This is a genomic window from Candidatus Amarobacter glycogenicus (assembly GCF_016704105.1).
Classification (GTDB): domain Bacteria; phylum Chloroflexota; class Dehalococcoidia; order Tepidiformales; family Tepidiformaceae; genus Amarobacter; species Amarobacter glycogenicus.
The window spans coordinates 205,641-223,528 of sequence record NZ_JADJAT010000020.1; the positions used below are offsets into that span (position 1 = coordinate 205,641).

Consider the following 17,888-nt stretch of genomic DNA (forward strand, 5'->3'; position numbering starts at 1 on the left):
CCCTCAATGGTGTGGGCGGGATTCTACGCCGGGGAGCGCCACTGGGCCGCAGCGGCGCCGCGACCTCGCCCGCGTGCCGGTCGCGCCTTATTGGCGCGGCTGCGAGCCTTCCAGGAATTCCGCGCTTGCCCAGCCGGGCGTGCCGTCTGGGGTCTGAACTTTCCACCAGGTGATGCCGCCGGATTGCTGGGTTTCACCGAGGTTCTTGAGAAGGACGTTATCGGCGAAGCATCCGAGAAGGGCGCCCGTCGTCGAGGGAGACTGGCGGACGTTCAGGCAGTCCCCGGCGCCCTTCACGCGGACGAAGGGGCCGGGTTCCACCAGCCGGATGATGTTGCGCTGGAAGTCATAGGCACTGCTGAATACCGGCCCGTCGAGTTCGAGCAGTGTGATCTGGCCGGTGTCCAGCGCAACGTAGGCGGGCAGGTACTTTTCGTTCTTGTCCGGACTCGTGGGGTCGATGTCGGCCGGGGAGGCGGAGACATTCCCGAAGGCGGCAGCCTGGGTGAGGACGCTGCCGATGTTGAGCGACGAGTCGCCCTTGAGGACGCTCACCAGTGCGCCGTTCTTCATCAGGCCCAGGTAGGTGCTGTAGCTGCGTGAGTCCGGCCCGGCGAGCCACGAGATGAGGATCGTGCCGTTGCCCAGCAAGCCTTCGATCTGGACCGGCCGCCCGTTCACGGTGGGGACGTCCGGGAGTGTGACGAGGGGAGTGCCGTCGATGTTCAGCACGTCGCGCGAACCGGTCTTCCGCCATCCGATGAGACGGTTGTCGCTGAAGACGGGTTCGGCGCCTGCCGGCGGCCGGATGACCTGGGATTGGCCGAGCACCTGGAATTTCCAGTCGGTGACGCCTGGCGCGGTGTAGCTGCTCAGGTTCAGGACCGGGCCTTGCGCCGTGTAGCCGGCAACCGAGACGAATCCATCGAGCGTCGTGAGCGGCTGCCACGTTACACCACCGTCTTTCGAGCGGTGGATCGTGGTCTGGGCATCCGTGGAGATCGGTCCGACCCCGCCACAATAGCCGCGCGAGCAGATCGAGAGGTAATGCTCGCGGCCTGCGGGGTCCCAGTAGCTTGCCGAAATGTAGCCCGAGGAGGGCTTGAAGAGCGTCTCGACCTTGAGCTGGCCGTTGACATCGAGGGTGACGCGGTCGAACGATTCCGCCGGCCCGTCGCACTGGTAGCAGCCTCGTTCGACGATGACCGAAAGCGGCACCGGGAGTGACCCGGGCTTCCCAAATGACATGGCGCCCACGGGCACTCCGGCGACGGTCTCGCCGGAAGGAGCGGAGTCAAGCCCGGCGGCGGAGTTGCCGTGGCCGAAGGTGAGGCGTCCGGGGTGGGTGTTTCTGTGGCCAGGGGCCGGCCCCTGGTCGGGATCGCCGCCGCTGCCTTCGCGCAGGACAAGGAGCACCACCGCGGCGGCGATCCCGATTGCGCCAACGAGCGCGGCGCCGGCACCCCACTTGAGGGCGCTCCAGCCGAAGAACCCGCCGGACAGGCGGCTGAAGCGCAAGCGGAGGCCGTTGTGGTGGCGCCAGTATTCGGCTGCCTCATCGCGCGATTCGACACCGAGGCGGGTGATGATCTCGGAGACGTGCCACTTGGCGCCGTCCAGGCTGATGCCCAGTTGGTCGCCAATCTGGCTGTTGGTCCTTCCCCGCACGAGGAGGTCGAGAACTTCGCGCTGTCGAGGCGTCCACTCGGGCTCACGGGTGGTGCGCATCGGCGATTGGGATGTCACAGTCATGAACTTTACCGTAGGAAACCACGGGCGAAACAGCCCTACCCGATGGTAAAGATTGTAAGAGGGAATGTGTCCGGGAGGACATTCTGCGCCAACGGACGGTCCGGGGGCAGGTGGGCGCCGCGGCGCCGCCGGGCCGAAACCCTCCGCTCCGGCTACTTGGCCGCGCTCCACTCAGGGTGGATGAGCCACGCCACAGCTTCTCCTCGCGTGCGGAAGAGGCGGAAATTCGGGCCTTCGAGGTTCCCCATCTGGGCTGCCTGCCGCCCGACTCCGAACCACTCCGCCCGCGGCGCACAGGCCGCAATGCGCACGCCGCGCTCGGCGAGCCGTCGAGCCGCATCGCCCACTGCCCAGGCGTCGAACGCGAGGCGCTCGACGTCCGTGTAGTCGTAGAGCATCGCGCCGAGGCGGAGGACTTCCGCAAGCTCTTCTGGCAGGAAGCCGCTCCGGTGCTTCCATGACACCCGTAAGGTGGGCTTCCGCAAACTGTTCGTGCAGGAGAAACGTGTACGACACTGCGTCCTCGCTTTTCCATCCTAGCCGGTGCAGGATCGGCTACCAACCCCCATCAGCTTCGCCTTTCTGGAAATCTCGAAAACTCGGAGGTAAAGAATGTTAGTCCCGTCCAGTGCTTCTTCGGCGCCCCTGCCGCCGTGGCGCGGGGCGGCACGTACTTCCTCCGTGTTCCTTACGATTGAGATGACCGATTACTACAGGTGTGCGCTAATTCGCCTATGAGCGATGCTCCCGAACCCCCCAGGCGGCTCGAATGGCCGTGGAACGAGAACGGACTCGAAGAGGAGCCCGGGGATGTGGTCGACCCGGAGGGCCACTGGCTTCCCGACAATGGCGAACCCGCTCCTGAATTTGACCCGCTCACGTTTGACTCGGTATTTCGGGACGAGCGGCGCTGGGCGCCACAACATGGCCTTGAGGGGCGCAGCGACTCGGCGTTGCCTGGCGCGTTCCTGTTCCCTGAACCTCACATCCCCGCCGTACCCGTCGATGACGCAGAGGACCAGGCGGTGGAAGCGGCCCCGGCCATGGCGGCGTCTCGCCACCGGACGAGCACGCTCCTGCGCGAACTCGTCGAGACCGGCCTGCTCGCCATCCTGGTCTTCCTCTCGGTCCGCGCGAGTGTCCAGCACTACCGCGTCGAAGGCCTGTCCATGGACCCAACGCTCGAAGACGGCGAGTTCCTGCTCGTGAACTCACTGGTCTACTCCGAAGTGGACCTGGAGAAGGTGGGTAAGTGGGTGCCCTTCTGGGATCCCGGCGAACCCGGCGTCCGCCACGTCTTCCACGGGCCCGAGCGTGGCGACATCGTCATCCTGCACCAGCGGGTGGGAGTCGAACGGGACCTGGTCAAACGGATCATCGGCATCCCTGGCGACGTCCTGGAAATCCAGCGAGGGACGGTACTCATCGACGGCCGCGAACTGAAAGAGCCATACATCCAGTCGCCCTGGTCATCGGACCTGGCGCCGATCCGGATCCCCGCCGGGAAGTACTTCGTGATGGGCGACAACCGGAACGGGAGCCACGACAGCCGCTCCTTCGGCCTCGTCGACGAAAAGGACATCGTGGGCAAAGCGATGGCCAGCTGGTGGCCGCGCAGCGCCTGGGGCCTGGCACCGAACGAAGAGCCGGTGCTGGGGGCAGCGCCCTGACTCGACAAGCCCTGCCACATCGGCTACAAACCGCCGATGCACGACGATCCCTCCCGAATTGACCTCTCCCTGGACTCCCGCGCCATCACCTTCGAGAACCTCTCCGGCGAGCGGGGTGCGGGCGGGAGAGCGCACGGGGGACGCAAGGGAGCGCCGTCACGGAACCTCGCGCCCGGCGAAACGCTCGAACTGGCAAACATCGAAGGCCCGGGCACCATCCGCCACATCTGGATGACCTTCCGCCGGCGCCGCCCGAGACGATGCGTGCGCTCTGGATGGAGGTCTTCTACGACGGCTCCAGCGAACCCTCGATTTCCGTGTCCTGTCTCGATTTCTTCGGGATGCCGCTCGGGCGTCCGGTTGCCTATCACTCGGCCATGGCCTCCGCCCAGGAGGGGCGCGGGTTCAACAGCTACTACCCGATGCCGTTCCGCCGATCGGCCCGCCTCGTGGTGACGAACAGCTCGAGCCGGGTGCTGCCGTTTTACTTCCAGGTTGACTACACCCTGCAGCGGGAGCTGCCTTTCGAGGCGGGCTACTTGCACGTGACCTTTCGCCGCGAAAATCCGACCGTGTTGCGGCGAGACTTCGTCATCGCCGATGGCCTGCGCGGCCCTGGCCGGTTCCTCGGATGCGCCGTCGGCATCCGCACGATCGACCGGGCGGACTGGTACGGCGAGGGCGAGGTGAAAGTCTTCCTGGACGGAGATACGGACTTGCCGACAATCTGCGGGACCGGCCTCGAAGATTACGCCGGGAGCGCCTGGGGCATGGGTGCACACTTCGCCCAGTACGCCGGTTCGCCGCTGGAGGTGCGGAACCCCGTGCAGCGGCGCGGCGTTCCGGACTTCCTCACCTTCTACCGGTGGCACATTCCAGACCCGATCGTCTTCCGGGAGGACTGCCGGGTGACCATCCAGCAGATCGGTTTCGCTTCCTTCCGCGAAGGCCACGAAGAACGGTTCGCGGAATACAGCCGGACCAACCCCGCGGCCGGTCCCGGTTGGGCGATGAACCCCTCGCCGGGGATGCTTGCGCGCGGCATCGCCGAGCGGGTGGACGACTACTGCGCGACGGCGTTCGTGTACTGCACGGAGCCCCAGGCAGTGCCGCGGCTCGACGTCACCGCCGCCATCGCCGACATCGGGCGGTCTGCATACGAGGAGCCTACGCCGATGGAGCGCTCGTTCGGGTTCTAGTCATCCCGGCGCCAAGGGGGATGCCGCCGGTCAGGCTGGTCTATGCTTTCCTCGTGGAGATCGCAGCCGAAGCGAGGCGCCTGGGCGACCTGCTCGAGGTCGCGCCTGGGCGCATTGCGGCGGTTACGGCCGGTGTCCCCAATGAGGTGCTGAGCCGGCGCTCCGTCGCCGAACCCTGGTCGGCGAACGACGTCCTCGCTCACCTCCGAGCCTGCCAGGATGTCCGCGGCACGCTGGTGAACGAGATGCTCACGCGCAACCACCCGGTTGCCCGCTACGTCTCGCCCCGGACCTACATCCGCAAGACGAACTACCCCGACCTCCCGTTCCAGCAATCGCTAACCACGTTCGCCGCGGACCGCGCCGGGTTCGTCCAACTCCTTCGCAGCCTGAGCGCGGGACAGTGGATGAGGGCGCTGGACCTCACGGGCAGCCGCACCGAGACAGTGCTCGACTGCGCGAAGTACCTGGTGGCTCACGAACTGCCGCACCTCGCCCAGATCGAGACTTTGCTCAAGGGTGGCCCAGGCTAAACGCCTGCGGTGACCGCGATCCTCGCCTTCCGTTTCTCGATCTCTTCGCGCACGACAGGTGCGACCTTCGTGCCGAGCAGCTCGATCGCTTTGAGGGTCTGCTCGTGAGGCTGTGGGCCGACGCTCATCTGGGCGACGTAGCGGTCGTGACCGAAGAGTTCGTACTCGTAGAGCAGCTTCTCGATGACCTCATCGGCCGAGCCGACGTGAAGCGCGCCGGTGGGCGAGCGAAGTGCCTCGTACTGGTTGCGCGTCATCGGCGCCCAGCCGCGTTCGCGGCCGACGGTGTTCATCAGGGTTGCGTAAGGGGTGAAGAACTCGTCGGCGGCCTGGCGCGAGGTCTCGGCGAGGTGCGTGTGCGAGTTGATAGCCACCTTCAGCTTCGACGGGTCCTGCCCGGCCGCGGCCGCCGATTCGCGATAGTGCTCGACAAGCGGGACGAAGCGGGCAGGCCCGCCGCCGATGATGGCGATGATCAGCGGCAGGCCGAGCCGCCCGGCCCGTTCGACGGACGCCGGGTTCCCGCCGACACCCACCCAGACCGGGAGCTTCTCCTGGGCCGGCCGCGCATAGCCCCCGCGGTTGTGGATCGGCGCACGGAACTTCCGGACCAGGGTGACCTTCTCGCCGTCGCGGACCTTTAGGAGGAGCTCGAGCTTCTCCTGGGCCAACTCGTCGTAGTCTTCAAGCTCGTAGCCGAAAAGCGGGTAGCTCTCCGTGAACGAACCGCGCCCGGCGGTCAGTTCGGCGCGCCCGCGTGAGAGCAGGTCGACGGTCGCGAACTCCTCGAAGACGCGCACCGGGTCGTCCGTGCTGAGCACCGTGACCGCGCTGGTCAGCCTGATCTGCTTCGTGCGCATGGCGGCGGCGGCGAGGAGGACGGCAGGCGTCGAAGCCGCAAAGTCCGGCCGGTGGTGCTCGCCAATGCCGAAGACATCGAGCCCGACGCGGTCGGCCAGTTCGACCTCCTCCATCAGGTTCGCGATGCGCTGCTCGCTGGAGATGGTCGCGCCGGTCTTGGGGTCCGCCATCGTATCGGCGAAAGAAGAGACACCGATCTCGAAAGGTGTGGTTGTCATCCTGGGGGTGAACCTCCGGGTTCAGAGCTAATGCTGCTACTCTAGCGTAGTAGCTTATGAAAGGGAAGTATAGCCGGGCAAGTGCCTTGTTCCGCCACGTGCGTGCGCCACGCGAAGCGATCGCCTCGCCCTATAATCCCGCCACCTCATCCCCTGGAGCGACCCCTTGGCATTCCAGACCGGCCACCAGGTGATCAAGCGCGACCTCATCGAACTGTTGACCCAGGCGCAGATGGACGACCGGGTGAGGGTCGTGGTCTTCACGGGCCAGGGGCGAGCGTTCTCTGCCGGCGACGATGTCACCGGCAGACCGCTCCCAGGCGGGCCGCAGCTCATGCCCGACATCTTTCCGGGGCACCGCGAGGCGATCGGCACCTATGAGGGCCTGCGCGTCCACAGCCAGACGGTGAACTCGGCCATCCGCAACCTGGACAAGCTCAGCATCGCCGCCGTCAACGGCATCGCCATCCAGACCGGGCTGTCGCTCGCGCTCTCCTGCGACTTCCGGATCGCCTCGAAGGAGGCGCGCCTGGGGAGCGCGACGCTGCGCTTCGGCCTCCTGCCGGACGAAGGCGGCCAGTACCTCCTCGTCCAGCTGATGGGCGTCGCGAAGACGATGGACTTCCTGATGCGGAAGAAGATCGTGTCCGCGGAGGAAGCACTATCCTCGGCCTCGTGCATGAGGTGGTCGAGGCGCGGAGTTGATGGAGCGGACGATGGCGCTCGCCACGGGCTTGGCGAACGGCCCGCAAGTCTCGATGCGGCTGCTGAAGCGGACCATCTACAACGCCGCCGAGATGACCTGGGCCCACGCGCTCGACGATATCGCGGCAAAGACGGCGATCAGCGACCATCACCCGGACGCGCGGAGGGCGTGGCCGCGTTTCCGGGAGCGGCGCGAACCGAAGTTCAACGCCTGGTTGTCGTAGCGCTACCGAGGCGGGCCAGTCCCTGGCCCGCGCGGGTGAATCACACGGGGCGCCGGGCGTAAGCCTGAATAGCTGTCGCTGGCCCCAACCGGTCCGCCGCACTACCGAGGCGGGCCAGTCAGTGGCCCGCGTGGGTGAATCACACGGGGCGCCGGGCGTAGCCTGAATAGCTGCCGCTGGCCCAATCGGTCCGGCACGGCGTGCCAGTCGCCCGCTGGGTGCATCGGGGCGTAGCCGGCTCCGCTGGCCCAATCGGTCCGCCGCACGACCGAGGCGGGCCAGTCGATGGCCCTTGGGTGAATCACACGAGGCGCCAGGCGTCAGCCTGAATGGCTGCCGCTGACCCAATCAGTCCGCCGCACACGCGAGCATGACTGCCCCGCCTCGGCGCTCGTATCGTCCTCCCAGAGGTCGCGCGTGCGCTTCGCGTACGTGCCGCCGAGGTCGCGCCCTGTGCGTTGAGCGTGTAGTTGACAGCCGAGGCGACCGCGTGGTCCGAAGTGAGCGTCTTCATGCTCGCAGATCGTGCCCAAACCGGCTGGCGCGGCCCCACGAGACCCGCCTGCCGAAGCGCCCGCGTTGCGTAGGACTTCAAGCTGTGCGCTGTTCGTTCGATCGAGGCATCGCTCGTCAGAACGACATGAGTGTGGTTGGTGCGGCAGTGAACCGCGTAGCGTCCATCCACGATGCATACAGGTAGCCAGGAACGAACCTTCAACGCAGGCTCGGCGAGCGGCGTCGAAATGGACTGAATCACCGACCATGCGTTCGCGCTCCACGCCGCCAGGCCTGGCTCGGGCTGGCGGAACGGGGTACCGACGGTGTTGTGATCGCGATCGACGGTCCCGCGTTCGTCGCCATGAAGACGGTTGCCATACGCCGAGGCGGTGATGAAGTACGCCAGCGGTTCGGCCATTGGCGAACCATACGCGTGCCGAGGCGGGCCAGTCATGGCCCGGGTGGGTGAATCACACGGGGCGCCAGGCGTAGCCTGAATAGCCCGCTGCCGGCACCCACCGCACACCGAGGCGGGCCAGTCACGGCCCGCGCGGGTGAATCACACGGGGCGCCGGGCGTAAGCCTGAATACCGCTGGCCCAATCGGTCCGCCGCACGACCGAGGCAGATCATCGATGGCCCGCGCGTGGGTGAATCACGCGGGGCGCCAGGCGTACGCCTGAATGGCTACCGCTGGCCCAATCGGTCCGCCGCACACGCGAGGCATGACTGCCTCGCCTCGAACCGGTGTCGTCTCAGATCGCTGACCAACCGGCGTCGGATGGCAGCACTACGCCGTTGACGTTCGTGCCGTCCCGGCTCAAGAGGAAGGTGATCGACGCGGCGAGTTGGCTCGCCTGGGCCGGCTTCGGGATCACCGCCTGCATCAGCGGCCCGAGCCGCTGCATCGCGAGCTGGGAAGCGAACTTCGCTTCGATGTTCGTGATCGTCGCACCCGGAGCGACGGCGTTCACGCGGATGCCGAGCGGCCCGTACATGACGGCCGAGCTCTTCGTGATGCCGATGACCGCATGCTTGGATGCGGTGTAGGCGACGCCCGCTGCGGAGCCACGCAGGCCAGCCTCCGAGGTGATGTTCACGATCGATCCGTATCCAGCGTCCAGCATCCGGGGGACGACCGCGCGCGTCAGACGCATGATGCCCTCCACGTTGATGCGGAACACTCGCTCCCAGACGGCGTCGCTCACTTCGTGGATCGGAGTGAAGTCGTCCATGATGCCCGCCACGTTCGCGAGCGCGTGAATCGTTGGGCCGGCGGCCGCCACGATCGCGGCGACGTCCGCTTCTTGACTGACATCGCCCGCGACCGGGACGAGGTCCAGGTCCTGGTTCCTGGCCACGAGCTCCTCAAGACGCGGCCGGCTGATGTCAGACGCGATGACGCGCCCGCCCTCCTTCGCGATTCGGAGCGCGGTTGCCTTGCCGATCCCCGACCCGGCGCCGGTGACGATCACGGTCTGCCCTTCGAAGCGACCGGGGATGATGACTTCGTCCCAGGCGGTGTTCTCTCCCATCGTGATACTCCCTGGATGCGATTGCCGTGCGGCCACTCTCGCCGTTCCCGCCATGCCTTTCAAGCCCGGGGCTACTCCCAGCGGAAGAAGCGGACGGCGAGGATCCCGCTCGCCGCCCCGAATGCCAGCGTGATGAGCGACTCCGCCCACGACCATCCGAAGCCCAGCCACGCATCCTGCACGACCAGGTTGAGGTGCGTGAGCGGCATCGCGTTGCTGACGGCGCGCATGGCGCTGGTGAGCACCTCCAGAGGAGGGCCCGAACCGGAGATCATCATCATGACGAAGAAGAGCGTGAGGCCCGCCCCTGCACCGCCCTGGCGGATGGAAGGATCGCCCCCAGCAGCACGCCGATGCATGAGAAGGTGAGCAGGCCAAGGCCAATGCCGGCGATAACCAGCGGCCAGCTCTCCGGGAGGCCGTCCGCAGACGAGCGTCGAACCGACGATGATGCCCGCCGCCGCCAGCACCGACATGCCCAGCGACACCAGGACCTGCGCGCCGAGGACCACCGGTACCGAAACGCCCGCCGCACGGTACCTCCGCAGGACCCCTGCATCGCGATAGGCAGCCAGCCGCAGCGGGAGAGTCACGAGCCCCGCCGAGGCCATCACGAGCCCGACGTACGTTGAGACGTAGTAGTCGGACGGGCCGACGCCACGCCACACGCGGAGGTTCTCCTCATCCGCCGGATCGACATCGTTCCCGAAGACCCCCGCCAGCACGAAGAGCATGAAGAATGGGAAGGCGAACGCGAACACCAGCGCGATCGGCTCGCGGATGAAGAGTTTGACTTCCACCCAGGCCAGTTTCTGCACTCCCCTCATGCGGCGCCCGCTTTCTTCGCCGTGATGCGCAGGAATGCTTCTTCGAGGGTGGCGCGCTCGCCGCGGAGGTCGAGCGGCGCGATGCCGTGGGCAACGAGGGCCGCCCCGACGTACGCGAGCAGTGGGCCCTCGCCGGTGACCGTGTATCGCGTGCCATGCCGGGCAACGGACTGGACGCCCGGGCAGCCGTCGAGCCACGGGAGGTCGTCCCCATCGTGGCTGAAGTGGACGATGCTCTGGTCGGCAAACCGGGCAACAAGCGCCGCCGGGCTATCGATGGCGGCGATCTTCCCGGATTCGAAAACCGCGATGCGGTCGCAGAGCGCTTCGGCCTCGTCCATGAAGTGGGTGACGAGCACGACTGTCGTTCCGCGCTCCCTCACCTGGCGCACGAGGTCCCAGGCGGCGTGGCGCGCCGATGGGTCCAGCCCGGTCGTCATCTCATCGAGGAACACCACCTCCGGGTCATTGACGAGTGCGAGCGCCACGAAGAGCCGCTGGCGTTGGCCCCCGGAGAGGTCGGAGAAGGCCGCCTGGCGCTTCTCGTGAAGCCCCCACTCCTCGACGAGCCGGCGCCAATCTCGCGCTCGCGGAGAGAGTGCCGCGAACAGATCCAGCGCTTCCCAAACCTTCAGCCGCTCCGGGAGCGCCGACTCCTGCAACTGGCTGCCGATGCGGTGGCGGAGGGCGTCTCGCTGGGCGCCGGGATCAAGCCCCAGAACGCTGACGGCCCCTCCGTCGCGGCGCCGGAGACCCTGGAGACACTCGACGGTGGTCGTTTTCCCGGAGCCGTTGGAACCGATAATCCCGAAGATTTCGCCGGCCCGGACGTCGAACGAGACCCCATCGACCGCGCGGACGCGGTCGTAGATCTTCGTGAGCCCATCGACAGCTACGGCACGGTCGGCGGCTGCCCGTTCGAGATTGGCCTGGTTGGCGGTCGCCTGGGCCGGAGATTCGTCGGTCACAGGGCTCCTCCCCGCTGGTTCGGCTGGGATTGTGGACTGCGCAGCTCCGCGCTGCGAGGGCCGATCGCGCCGGAATCTTCGGCCAATTGGGCCAGCGGCCGGTTCAGCCGGCTTGCTTGCGGCCCGAGACGAGACGGGCATGCTTCAAGACGCGCTTACCGTTCAGCGGAAATGGCAGGCTCATGAGCGAAGCCAACGGCACATCCGAGATGTCTACCGCGCCGCCCTCTTCGAGTCGTTGGCGGAGGAGTTGTTGCCGCGAGTATGCGCCGGGGTCAGAGAACAGGTCGAGGAACACGAAGCTGCCGCCCGGGCGGAGGATGCGGAGCGCTTCGCTCACGGCTTCGGTTTTGTCCTGGAGCTCGCGCACTTCGTGGAAGGTGAGACAACTCACGACGCAGTCGAACTCGGCATCAGAGAACGGCATCGCGGCCGCGGAGCCCTTCATGAACGCGACTCGTCCGGCTACGCCCTCGAGTTGGGCATTCCGCTCACAGACCTGCTTCGAGTATTCCCAGGCCGAACCCCAGTAATCCAGGCCGGTAACCAGGCGTTGGGGGTTCTCTTTCGCGACCGCAATGGCGAGGTGGCCGTTCCCGCAGCCGATATCGAGGACGCGTTCTCCCCTGGCATGCGATCGGATGAGTTCGTGAATAAGGCGCTGGTACTGCCCGCCGGTGTTCGAAAAGCGGTGGCGTGCCAGCGCGAGGATGAGCGTGATGTAGCCGAAGGCGCCCGCGGGTAGCAGCAGCAGCAACGCCCAGGGCGTGATGACCATTAGCAGCGACAGGCCGAGGAACGACGCGGTCAGGATCGCGAACACGACGAGCGGCCGTGTCCGGATCCATGTCCCGTAGTCCGGGGTTTCGCCGGTGGTGCGTGAGGCGGACATAGTCGCGTATCCGGTGCCGTTTTGGAGCCTGCGTACAGTGTACGCCTCGCGGGCTATCTGCGTACAGTGCACGCAACTCGTATGCTGCATGCCATGCAGCAAGAACCCGCGGATACGTCTGCTGCCGGTCCCGCGGGACGGCGCGGCCTGAACCTCGACGCAATCGTGAACGCCGCCATCGCCATCGCCGATGAAGATGGCCTCGGGGCGGTATCGATGCGCCGGGTCGCCGACAGGCTGGGTCGACCGGTCATGTCGCTCTACCGGCATGTTCAGGACAAGGACCGGCTCCTGGCACTTGCGACAGACGCGGTGTTCGCCGAAGAAGCGTTCGAGGAACTCCCTGCGGATGACTGGCGAGCGCGACTCCACGAGTCCGCGCGACGCCAGTGGCGCTGTTACCTGCGTCACCCGTGGATCGCCTCGGCCATTTCCCTGGTGCGCCCCAGCCTTGGCCCGAATGGCATCAGCGAAATGGAGTGGGCATTCGAAGGTTTTCGCGACGTCCGCATTCCAGATGTCGACAAAGTCCGGATGTACCTCGTCATCGCCGCTTACGTGCACGGTGCAGCGGGACAGTTCGCCACGGAAGCGCGAGACAGGCGGCGATCGGGGTTGGCGCCGCAGCAGTGGTGGGGCGAACAGGCCGGCCTGCTCAGCGAGATTTTCGCCACCGGCCGCTACCCCAACGTTTCCCGGTTGCGGGGCGGCACGAAGCCGTCGCCAGAAGACTGGTTCGAGTTCGGGCTGGATTGCCTGCTCGATGGTCTCGCTTTGAGGGTCCCGCAGCAATAGCCGCCCCCGGGACCGCTTCCCTGGCCGGCGATGTCATTCGCCCCTTCGCTCTCTCCGTGCGCCCCGAGACCATCGGTGCCAATCCACCAATGGAGGCAACGTATGGCCCTCACTCTTGTCGAGGCTGCGAAGCTCAGCAACGACACCCTGCTTTCTGGCGTGATCGAAACGATCGCGCAGGAAAGCCCCGTCCTTCAACGGCTGCCGTTCATCGAAATTGTGGGCAACGGCCTGACCTACAACCGCGAAAACGCCGCCCCCACCGCCGGCTTCTACGATGTCGGCGACGACTGGGACGAAAGCACCCCGACCTTCACCCAGGCGACTGCGACCCTCCGCATCCTCGGCGGCGACGCCGATGTCGACAACTTCCTCAAGTCCACCCGCTCGAACATCCAGGACCTGGAGGCGGCCGTCGTCCAACTCAAGGCTCGTGCCGTCCAGTCGCTCTTCGATGACACGTTCGTGAACGGCGACGACAGCGTCGACACCAAGAGCTTCGACGGGATCGACGTGCTCTGTGCCGCCGGTCAGTCCGTCAGCATGGGCACCAACGGTGCGACTCTGACGCTCGCGAAGCTCGACGAGATGATCGACAAGGTGCGCGGCGGCAAGCCCGACATGCTCCTGATGAGCCGCCGCACCCGCCGGACGCTCAACGAACTCGCACGGAGCTCGGGAGGATTCCTCGAAGCGGACCGCGACGAGTTCGGGCAGATGCTGCAGTTCTACGATGGCATCGCTATCGGCATCTGCGACTACATCGATGACGCGAAGACGGTGGGCACCAGTTCGGACTGCAGCTCGGTCTACGCGATGCAGTTCGGCGAAGGGGCCCTCAGCGGGTTGACGGCGCCGGGAGGACTTACCGTCGAACGGGTCGGCAGCCTCGAGGCCAAGGACGCGAGCCGCATCCGGGTGAAGTGGTACGCCGGCCTGGCGCTCTTTAACACCGTGAAGCTGGCAAGGCTGACCGGCGTGCGCGCCGCCTGACCGTCTGGTCCGGTTCCGCAGACGTGAGAAAGCGCCCCACTCAACGAGTGGGGCGCTTTCGCTTGGGCTGGTTCTGCCCGGGGCTATGGGTTTATGGGTGGAGGCCACCGGAGCCGATGGCGCCAGTTATCGCGCAGAGCAGCGGAGGGAGGACGCAGGTGGCGGGAGCGGCAGGGACGATTGTCGGCACGGGGGCGACGATCGGGCCGGGATGGACGGGAAGGCTCGGGAGAGCGGGGACCGGCGTGAGCGGGAGGGTCAGGCCGGGGATGGTGGGAAGCGGATTGATGCACTTGATGATGACACACGGCGGGATGGTGATGCCGGGGAGGACCGGACCGGTGCCCGTACCGGGAGTCACGCCGGTGCCGCTGCCCGTGCCCGTGCCCGTCGAACCACTGCCGCTGCCAGTGCCGGTCGAGCCGCTGCCGCTGCCAGTGCCTGTGCTGCTGCCTGCCGGCGCCGGCCGGAGTCGGAACCGAGGGAGCCGTTGGCGCAGTCGATCCGGCCGGCGCCGGAGCGGGAGCCGTGCTGCTGCTCGAAGAGGGAGCCGGCTCCGGTGCGGTCGTGTCGGTCTTCGGCGGGACGCTCGCCTGGTCGACGCTCGGGGCAGGCGCGCTTGCCTGGTTCGTGGACGGGGTGTCGCTGGCGGGCTTGCCGGCGTCTTCGCCCGGGCCCGTGGACTGCGGTGCGGCAGCAGCGTTCATAGATGGGATGCTGCCGGCGCTGTCGGCGCTGGTGTTCGTGGTGGGGCCGGACCGAGTGCCGACCATGAGACCGGCAACGAGTGCCCCTGAGACGGCGAAGCCGATGATGGCTCCAATGGCGATGGTGCGGGTGGTGTTGTTGTTGGTGTTGCTGGACATTGTCGTGGACTCCTCTTTCCTTGCTGCCCTCCCAGACGCACCGGGGCGGGACGGTCTTACACGTCTTTACCAAAGATCTTTTCGCCCGCCGCCCGGGGCCAGGGACGGGTGGTTTCGCGTCGAGGGAGGTCGCGGGCGAGAGCGGTCCCGCCCGCGATGTAAGAGTTCGCGCGCGGGACGCGTCTTGACTGGCATGGCGATACTCATCCCCCAGGGAAGGACGCCATCGGAGGTACCGACGCATGACTGCTCCCGCAGCCAGCCTCTTCGATGAAGCCACACTTGTGCGACAGGCACAGGGCGGCGACCGCGAAGCCTTTGCGCAGCTCTACGACCGCTATTTCGAGCGGATCTACGACTTTGTGCGCAGGACCCTCCGCAACGAGGCCGATGCGGCCGACGTGACGCAGGAGGTGTTCATCAAGGCCATGGCATCGATTTCCACGCTGTCGAATCCAGGAGTCTTCAAGTCCTGGTTGTTCACGGTCGCCCGTAACCTCTCCATCTCGCGCATTCGCGGCGCCCGCCAGGTGCTGAGCCTCGATTACGCCGAGACGGATGAGCCAGAAGCCACGCTCTCCGAACTCGTACCGGATACAGACATCGCCGGCGCCCCCGAGGAGGCGGCCGAGCGATCGGAATTGGCGGCGATGGTCTGGGCCGTGGCAGCGGGACTCGATGCCCGCCAGTACACGGTGCTTGATCTTTCGGTCCGCCAGGAACTCGACGCCGCCGAGATGGCGGAGGTCCTCGGCGTCACCCGCAACAACGCCTACGTCATGGTGAATCGCACGAAGGCTGCCTTCAGCGAGTCGGCGGGCGACTACTTCATCTACCGGGATGGCGTCCAGAACTGCCCGGGCCTGCGCGAGGAACTGGCCCGGGCGAACATCAAGGCATTCTCGCCAGAGGCGCGGAAGGCCATCGAACGCCACCTGAAGCACTGCCCGCGATGTGGCGAGAAGAAGAAGCGGTTGCCTATGCCGCTGGCGATGTTCAGCGGGCTGGCGCTCGCCGCGCCGCCGGAGGGCCTGCGCGAACGCATCCGAACCAGCCTCGTGGAGTGGCCCGGCGGCCTGCCTCCCGACGCCGGCGGGACGGGGGTGCCGGTGGTGGCCCGGCCCGAAAGGTCGCGTTGTTCGCAGTTGCCGCCCTCGGGGGGCTGCTGCTGGCGACGCTGTCGGGTGTTGCAACCCTCCGCGTCCTCGATGACGACGACAATTCGCCGCCGATCGAACCGCCCACCGCAGAGACGACGGCGTCAACACCCACGCCCTCCCCGGCCACGGGCAGCGGCGCCGGCTCGACGGGAACGCCGGCCGGAGACCCGGCCGGGTCCCCATCCCCCACGGCCGCCGGCTCGCCGTCTGCCGTCGCAACGACTGGGGCCGCGACGAACCCGGCCGCGACCCAGGAGCCGGCTTCCACCCTAACCCCGGCGCCCACGCCGGCCGCCACCGCGACAAGCACCTCCACGCCGTCGCCGACGGCTACCGCGACGCCACCCCCAGCCCAACGGCGACAGCCACGTCCAGCCCGACCTCAACCCCCAGCCCGACGGCCACCCCGAGCCCGACCGCCACCGCGACGCCCGTCCCGCTGCAATTCTCGGGGCTCACCCAGCGATGCTGGGTCTTCCCCAACGGCAACCTCCGGGTGACGGTGACCGTGCTTAACGCGAACGGTGAAACGCTCTCCGGGACCGCCACCTACCTGAATGTGGCGGCCAACTTCGTCTTCAACGGGAATGTCGGCGTTGCGGTCATCCCGTTTGCCCCCATCACCACCGGCTCGACGGCGAGTGCGACGGTCTGGACAGCGACGCGGCAGCTTTCCACGAACTTCCTGGTCACGTCGTCGGGGCTCTGCAGCTGACCGGGCGGGACCGGCTCACGGGTCGAAGTGCGGAGAGTGTAACGGGGCTACCCCTTCGGCCCCGGGGCCGTGGTACCCTGCGCGTCCCATGCCCGAGATCCCCGAACTCGAAGCCATCCGGAGCTACTTCACCGGGCAGATCGCGGGTAAGTCGATCGCTTCGGCCGAGGCCCGCATTCCGTTCGTGTTCCGCACACCGGCCCAGGAGATCCGCGAGACGCTGGTGGGCGATACCTTCGGGCCGGTGCAGCGCCACGGGAAGTTCCTCCTGTTTCCGCTGGCTTCGGAGCGGGTGCTCGCGATCAACCCCATGCTCACCGGGCGCTTCCAGTACGTGGACCCCAAGACCAAATTGCGCGCGAAGACCTGCCTGGTCCTCGGCATCGAAGGGGGGCGTTCGCTCCGCTACTCGGACGAGCGCGTGATGGGCAAGGTCTACCTCGTCCCGCTCGCACAGATGGCCTCGATCCCGAACTGGGCGACCAACGGCCCGGACCTTCTCGATCCGGCGCTGACCGAAAACGAGTGGGTGGCGCGCACGAAGAAGTACCGTGGCCAGATCAAGAGCGTGCTCACCAACGCCGAGTTCGTGCAGGGCATCGGTAACGCCTACAGCGACGAGATCCTGTGGGAAGCCCGGATCAACCCGTACATCCCTCGCACCAGGCTGACCGAGGACGACTTGCGCACGCTGTACCGGGCGGCGCTGGCAGTGATGGCCTGGGCGACGCCGCTGGTGGCCGGGGCGATGGTGAAGGACGGCGTGCTCGACTACGAAGAACGGCGCGATTTCATGCGCGTCCACCGGCTGGGCGGCAAGCCGTGCCCACGCTGCGGCACGACGATCAGCGAGATCACGGCGAACCAGCGGATCACGAGCTTCTGCCGCGCCTGCCAGCCGGAAATGCCGGCCTGAGGGCCGGTGTTCGGTCTTCAAAGCGGCCCGCTATCGCTTCCCCCGCAACCTGCTAGTATCCGCGCGATTTCGCGCGCGGGCATAACGCGCAAGGAGTGTCGTCATGAAACGCTGGTTTGCAGTACTTCTACTCCCGGTGATGCTCCTTGGCATCGTGGCCTGCGGCGGTGGCGATGATGACGACGACGACGACGACGGCGGTGGTTCGACCAACGACACAGACGACGGCCGCACGGATAGCAGCAACGCTACCGGCACCCTCGCGTTCGATGGTAAGCAATACACGATGGACATGGAGACGTGCCTCATCAGCGACGGTGCCTCGAAGCTCACGGTCCTCGCTGGCAAACTGAAGGGCGGTGACGCGCTGACGGACTTCAGCGCTTCCGGGATCGAGGATCTCGTTGCGATCGCGGTGACAAAAGGCGATAAAGGCTACATAGCCGCGGGCGTCAAGCTGAAAATCGATGGGAAGTCCGTGACGTTCGATGGCGACGTGATGGATCCGGCCGCCCCCGCGAAGCCGCTCAAACTCAAGTTCTCAACCAAGTGTTGAAGTGAG

At 66.8% G+C, this 17,888-nt stretch carries 20 protein-coding genes; 10 read left to right on the forward strand and 10 right to left on the reverse strand.

Annotation, left to right across the window (positions count from 1 at the left end; translation table 11 throughout):
* Nucleotides 1-87: 87 nt before the first annotated feature.
* Together IPG14_RS15335 and IPG14_RS15340 are read right to left on the reverse strand one after the other, a co-directional pair.
* Nucleotides 88-1,752 (reverse strand): LuxR C-terminal-related transcriptional regulator, encoded by a 1,665-nt coding sequence (locus tag IPG14_RS15335; RefSeq protein WP_343392396.1) that lies wholly within the window; start codon nt 1,750-1,752, stop codon nt 88-90.
* A gap of 152 nt (nt 1,753-1,904) precedes the next feature.
* Nucleotides 1,905-2,216 (reverse strand): hypothetical protein, encoded by a 312-nt coding sequence (locus IPG14_RS15340; protein WP_343392397.1) that lies wholly within the window; start codon nt 2,214-2,216, stop codon nt 1,905-1,907.
* Nucleotides 2,217-2,486: 270 nt separating this feature from the next.
* On the opposite strand from IPG14_RS15340, the gene lepB reads away from it, so the two are divergent.
* From lepB to IPG14_RS15355, 3 genes are all read left to right on the forward strand, one after another.
* Nucleotides 2,487-3,422 (forward strand): signal peptidase I, encoded by a 936-nt coding sequence (gene lepB, locus IPG14_RS15345; RefSeq protein WP_343392398.1) that lies wholly within the window; start codon nt 2,487-2,489, stop codon nt 3,420-3,422.
* Between the two features lie 260 nt (nt 3,423-3,682).
* On the forward strand, nt 3,683-4,621 hold the full coding sequence (locus tag IPG14_RS15350) for a glycoside hydrolase family 172 protein (RefSeq protein WP_343392399.1): 939 nt from the start codon (nt 3,683-3,685) through the stop codon (nt 4,619-4,621).
* 53 nt (nt 4,622-4,674) lie between these two features.
* Nucleotides 4,675-5,154: a DinB family protein gene (locus tag IPG14_RS15355; RefSeq protein WP_343392400.1), complete on the forward strand. Its 480-nt coding sequence runs from the start codon at nt 4,675-4,677 to the stop codon at nt 5,152-5,154.
* On the opposite strand, the gene IPG14_RS15360 is transcribed toward IPG14_RS15355, so the two are convergent.
* Nucleotides 5,151-6,233 carry an LLM class flavin-dependent oxidoreductase gene (locus tag IPG14_RS15360; protein ID WP_343392401.1) on the reverse strand — a complete coding sequence of 361 codons (1,083 nt, stop codon included), beginning with the start codon at nt 6,231-6,233 and terminating at the stop codon, nt 5,151-5,153. The genes IPG14_RS15355 and IPG14_RS15360 overlap by 4 nt on opposite strands.
* Before the next feature lie 166 nt (nt 6,234-6,399).
* Here IPG14_RS15360 and IPG14_RS15365 point away from each other — a divergent pair, with 166 nt between their 5' ends.
* Nucleotides 6,400-7,224 (forward strand): enoyl-CoA hydratase/isomerase family protein, encoded by an 825-nt coding sequence (locus IPG14_RS15365; RefSeq protein ID WP_343392402.1) that lies wholly within the window; start codon nt 6,400-6,402, stop codon nt 7,222-7,224.
* A 239-nt stretch (nt 7,225-7,463) separates the two neighbouring features.
* Here the strand turns inward: IPG14_RS15365 and IPG14_RS15370 are convergent, their stop codons facing one another.
* The 5 genes from IPG14_RS15370 to IPG14_RS15390 all read right to left on the reverse strand — a co-directional run bounded on the left by IPG14_RS15370 (nt 7,464) and on the right by IPG14_RS15390 (nt 11,881).
* Nucleotides 7,464-8,078, reverse strand: a complete 615-nt coding sequence (locus IPG14_RS15370) for a hypothetical protein (protein ID WP_343392403.1) — start codon at nt 8,076-8,078, stop codon at nt 7,464-7,466.
* A 336-nt stretch (nt 8,079-8,414) separates the two neighbouring features.
* Nucleotides 8,415-9,194, reverse strand: a complete 780-nt coding sequence (locus tag IPG14_RS15375; RefSeq protein WP_343392404.1) for an SDR family NAD(P)-dependent oxidoreductase — start codon at nt 9,192-9,194, stop codon at nt 8,415-8,417.
* A 71-nt stretch (nt 9,195-9,265) separates the two neighbouring features.
* Complete coding sequence (locus IPG14_RS15380; protein WP_343392405.1) at nt 9,266-10,021, reverse strand: ABC transporter permease; 756 nt, start codon at nt 10,019-10,021, stop codon at nt 9,266-9,268.
* Nucleotides 10,018-10,989 carry an ABC transporter ATP-binding protein gene (locus IPG14_RS15385; RefSeq protein WP_343392406.1) on the reverse strand — a complete coding sequence of 324 codons (972 nt, stop codon included), beginning with the start codon at nt 10,987-10,989 and terminating at the stop codon, nt 10,018-10,020. The genes IPG14_RS15380 and IPG14_RS15385 overlap by 4 nt, the downstream gene beginning before the upstream one ends.
* Nucleotides 10,990-11,092: 103 nt before the next feature.
* The gene (locus tag IPG14_RS15390) at nt 11,093-11,881 is read right to left on the reverse strand and encodes a class I SAM-dependent methyltransferase (RefSeq protein WP_343392407.1); all 789 of its coding nucleotides are present in this window, start codon (nt 11,879-11,881) and stop codon (nt 11,093-11,095) included.
* A 93-nt stretch (nt 11,882-11,974) separates the two neighbouring features.
* Here IPG14_RS15390 and IPG14_RS15395 point away from each other — a divergent pair, with 93 nt between their 5' ends.
* Nucleotides 11,975-12,676, forward strand: coding sequence for a TetR/AcrR family transcriptional regulator C-terminal domain-containing protein (locus IPG14_RS15395; protein ID WP_343392408.1), 702 nt, complete (start codon nt 11,975-11,977; stop codon nt 12,674-12,676).
* Nucleotides 12,677-12,778: 102 nt separating this feature from the next.
* Nucleotides 12,779-13,669: a major capsid protein gene (locus IPG14_RS15400; protein ID WP_343386425.1), complete on the forward strand. Its 891-nt coding sequence runs from the start codon at nt 12,779-12,781 to the stop codon at nt 13,667-13,669.
* Nucleotides 13,670-13,760: 91 nt separating this feature from the next.
* Here IPG14_RS15400 and IPG14_RS15405 read toward each other — a convergent pair whose 3' ends face one another.
* Nucleotides 13,761-14,030, reverse strand: a complete 270-nt coding sequence (locus IPG14_RS15405) for a hypothetical protein (RefSeq protein ID WP_343392409.1) — start codon at nt 14,028-14,030, stop codon at nt 13,761-13,763.
* 747 nt (nt 14,031-14,777) lie between these two features.
* Between IPG14_RS15405 and IPG14_RS15410 the strand changes: the two genes are divergently transcribed.
* Nucleotides 14,778-15,968 (forward strand): sigma-70 family RNA polymerase sigma factor, encoded by a 1,191-nt coding sequence (locus tag IPG14_RS15410; RefSeq protein WP_343392410.1) that lies wholly within the window; start codon nt 14,778-14,780, stop codon nt 15,966-15,968.
* 57 nt (nt 15,969-16,025) lie between these two features.
* On the opposite strand, the gene IPG14_RS15415 is transcribed toward IPG14_RS15410, so the two are convergent.
* Nucleotides 16,026-16,178, reverse strand: coding sequence for a hypothetical protein (locus tag IPG14_RS15415; RefSeq protein WP_343392411.1), 153 nt, complete (start codon nt 16,176-16,178; stop codon nt 16,026-16,028).
* A gap of 19 nt (nt 16,179-16,197) precedes the next feature.
* Between IPG14_RS15415 and IPG14_RS15420 the strand changes: the two genes are divergently transcribed.
* The 3 genes from IPG14_RS15420 to IPG14_RS15430 all read left to right on the forward strand — a co-directional run bounded on the left by IPG14_RS15420 (nt 16,198) and on the right by IPG14_RS15430 (nt 17,882).
* On the forward strand, nt 16,198-16,410 hold the full coding sequence (locus IPG14_RS15420) for a hypothetical protein (RefSeq protein ID WP_343392412.1): 213 nt from the start codon (nt 16,198-16,200) through the stop codon (nt 16,408-16,410).
* Nucleotides 16,411-16,498: 88 nt separating this feature from the next.
* Nucleotides 16,499-17,326: a DNA-formamidopyrimidine glycosylase family protein gene (locus IPG14_RS15425; RefSeq protein WP_343386428.1), complete on the forward strand. Its 828-nt coding sequence runs from the start codon at nt 16,499-16,501 to the stop codon at nt 17,324-17,326.
* Nucleotides 17,327-17,429: 103 nt separating this feature from the next.
* Nucleotides 17,430-17,882 (forward strand): hypothetical protein, encoded by a 453-nt coding sequence (locus tag IPG14_RS15430; RefSeq protein WP_343392413.1) that lies wholly within the window; start codon nt 17,430-17,432, stop codon nt 17,880-17,882.
* Nucleotides 17,883-17,888: the final 6 nt, after the last annotated feature.

Excerpts from the sequence above, each read along its gene's own strand:
- IPG14_RS15380 (WP_343392405.1), bottom strand. The coding sequence starts at position 10,021 with ATGAGGGGAGTGCAGAAACTGGCCTGGGTGGAAGTCAAACTCTTCATC.
- lepB (WP_343392398.1), top strand. The coding sequence starts at position 2,487 with ATGAGCGATGCTCCCGAACCCCCCAGGCGGCTCGAATGGCCGTGGAAC.
- IPG14_RS15430 (WP_343392413.1), top strand. The coding sequence starts at position 17,430 with ATGAAACGCTGGTTTGCAGTACTTCTACTCCCGGTGATGCTCCTTGGC.
- IPG14_RS15370 (WP_343392403.1), bottom strand. The coding sequence starts at position 8,078 with ATGGCCGAACCGCTGGCGTACTTCATCACCGCCTCGGCGTATGGCAAC.
- IPG14_RS15375 (WP_343392404.1), bottom strand. The coding sequence starts at position 9,194 with ATGGGAGAGAACACCGCCTGGGACGAAGTCATCATCCCCGGTCGCTTC.
- IPG14_RS15400 (WP_343386425.1), top strand. The coding sequence starts at position 12,779 with ATGGCCCTCACTCTTGTCGAGGCTGCGAAGCTCAGCAACGACACCCTG.
- IPG14_RS15360 (WP_343392401.1), bottom strand. The coding sequence starts at position 6,233 with ATGACAACCACACCTTTCGAGATCGGTGTCTCTTCTTTCGCCGATACG.
- IPG14_RS15390 (WP_343392407.1), bottom strand. The coding sequence starts at position 11,881 with ATGTCCGCCTCACGCACCACCGGCGAAACCCCGGACTACGGGACATGG.
- IPG14_RS15425 (WP_343386428.1), top strand. The coding sequence starts at position 16,499 with ATGCCCGAGATCCCCGAACTCGAAGCCATCCGGAGCTACTTCACCGGG.
- IPG14_RS15395 (WP_343392408.1), top strand. The coding sequence starts at position 11,975 with ATGCAGCAAGAACCCGCGGATACGTCTGCTGCCGGTCCCGCGGGACGG.
- IPG14_RS15335 (WP_343392396.1), bottom strand. The coding sequence starts at position 1,752 with ATGACTGTGACATCCCAATCGCCGATGCGCACCACCCGTGAGCCCGAG.
- IPG14_RS15410 (WP_343392410.1), top strand. The coding sequence starts at position 14,778 with ATGACTGCTCCCGCAGCCAGCCTCTTCGATGAAGCCACACTTGTGCGA.
- IPG14_RS15350 (WP_343392399.1), top strand. The coding sequence starts at position 3,683 with ATGCGTGCGCTCTGGATGGAGGTCTTCTACGACGGCTCCAGCGAACCC.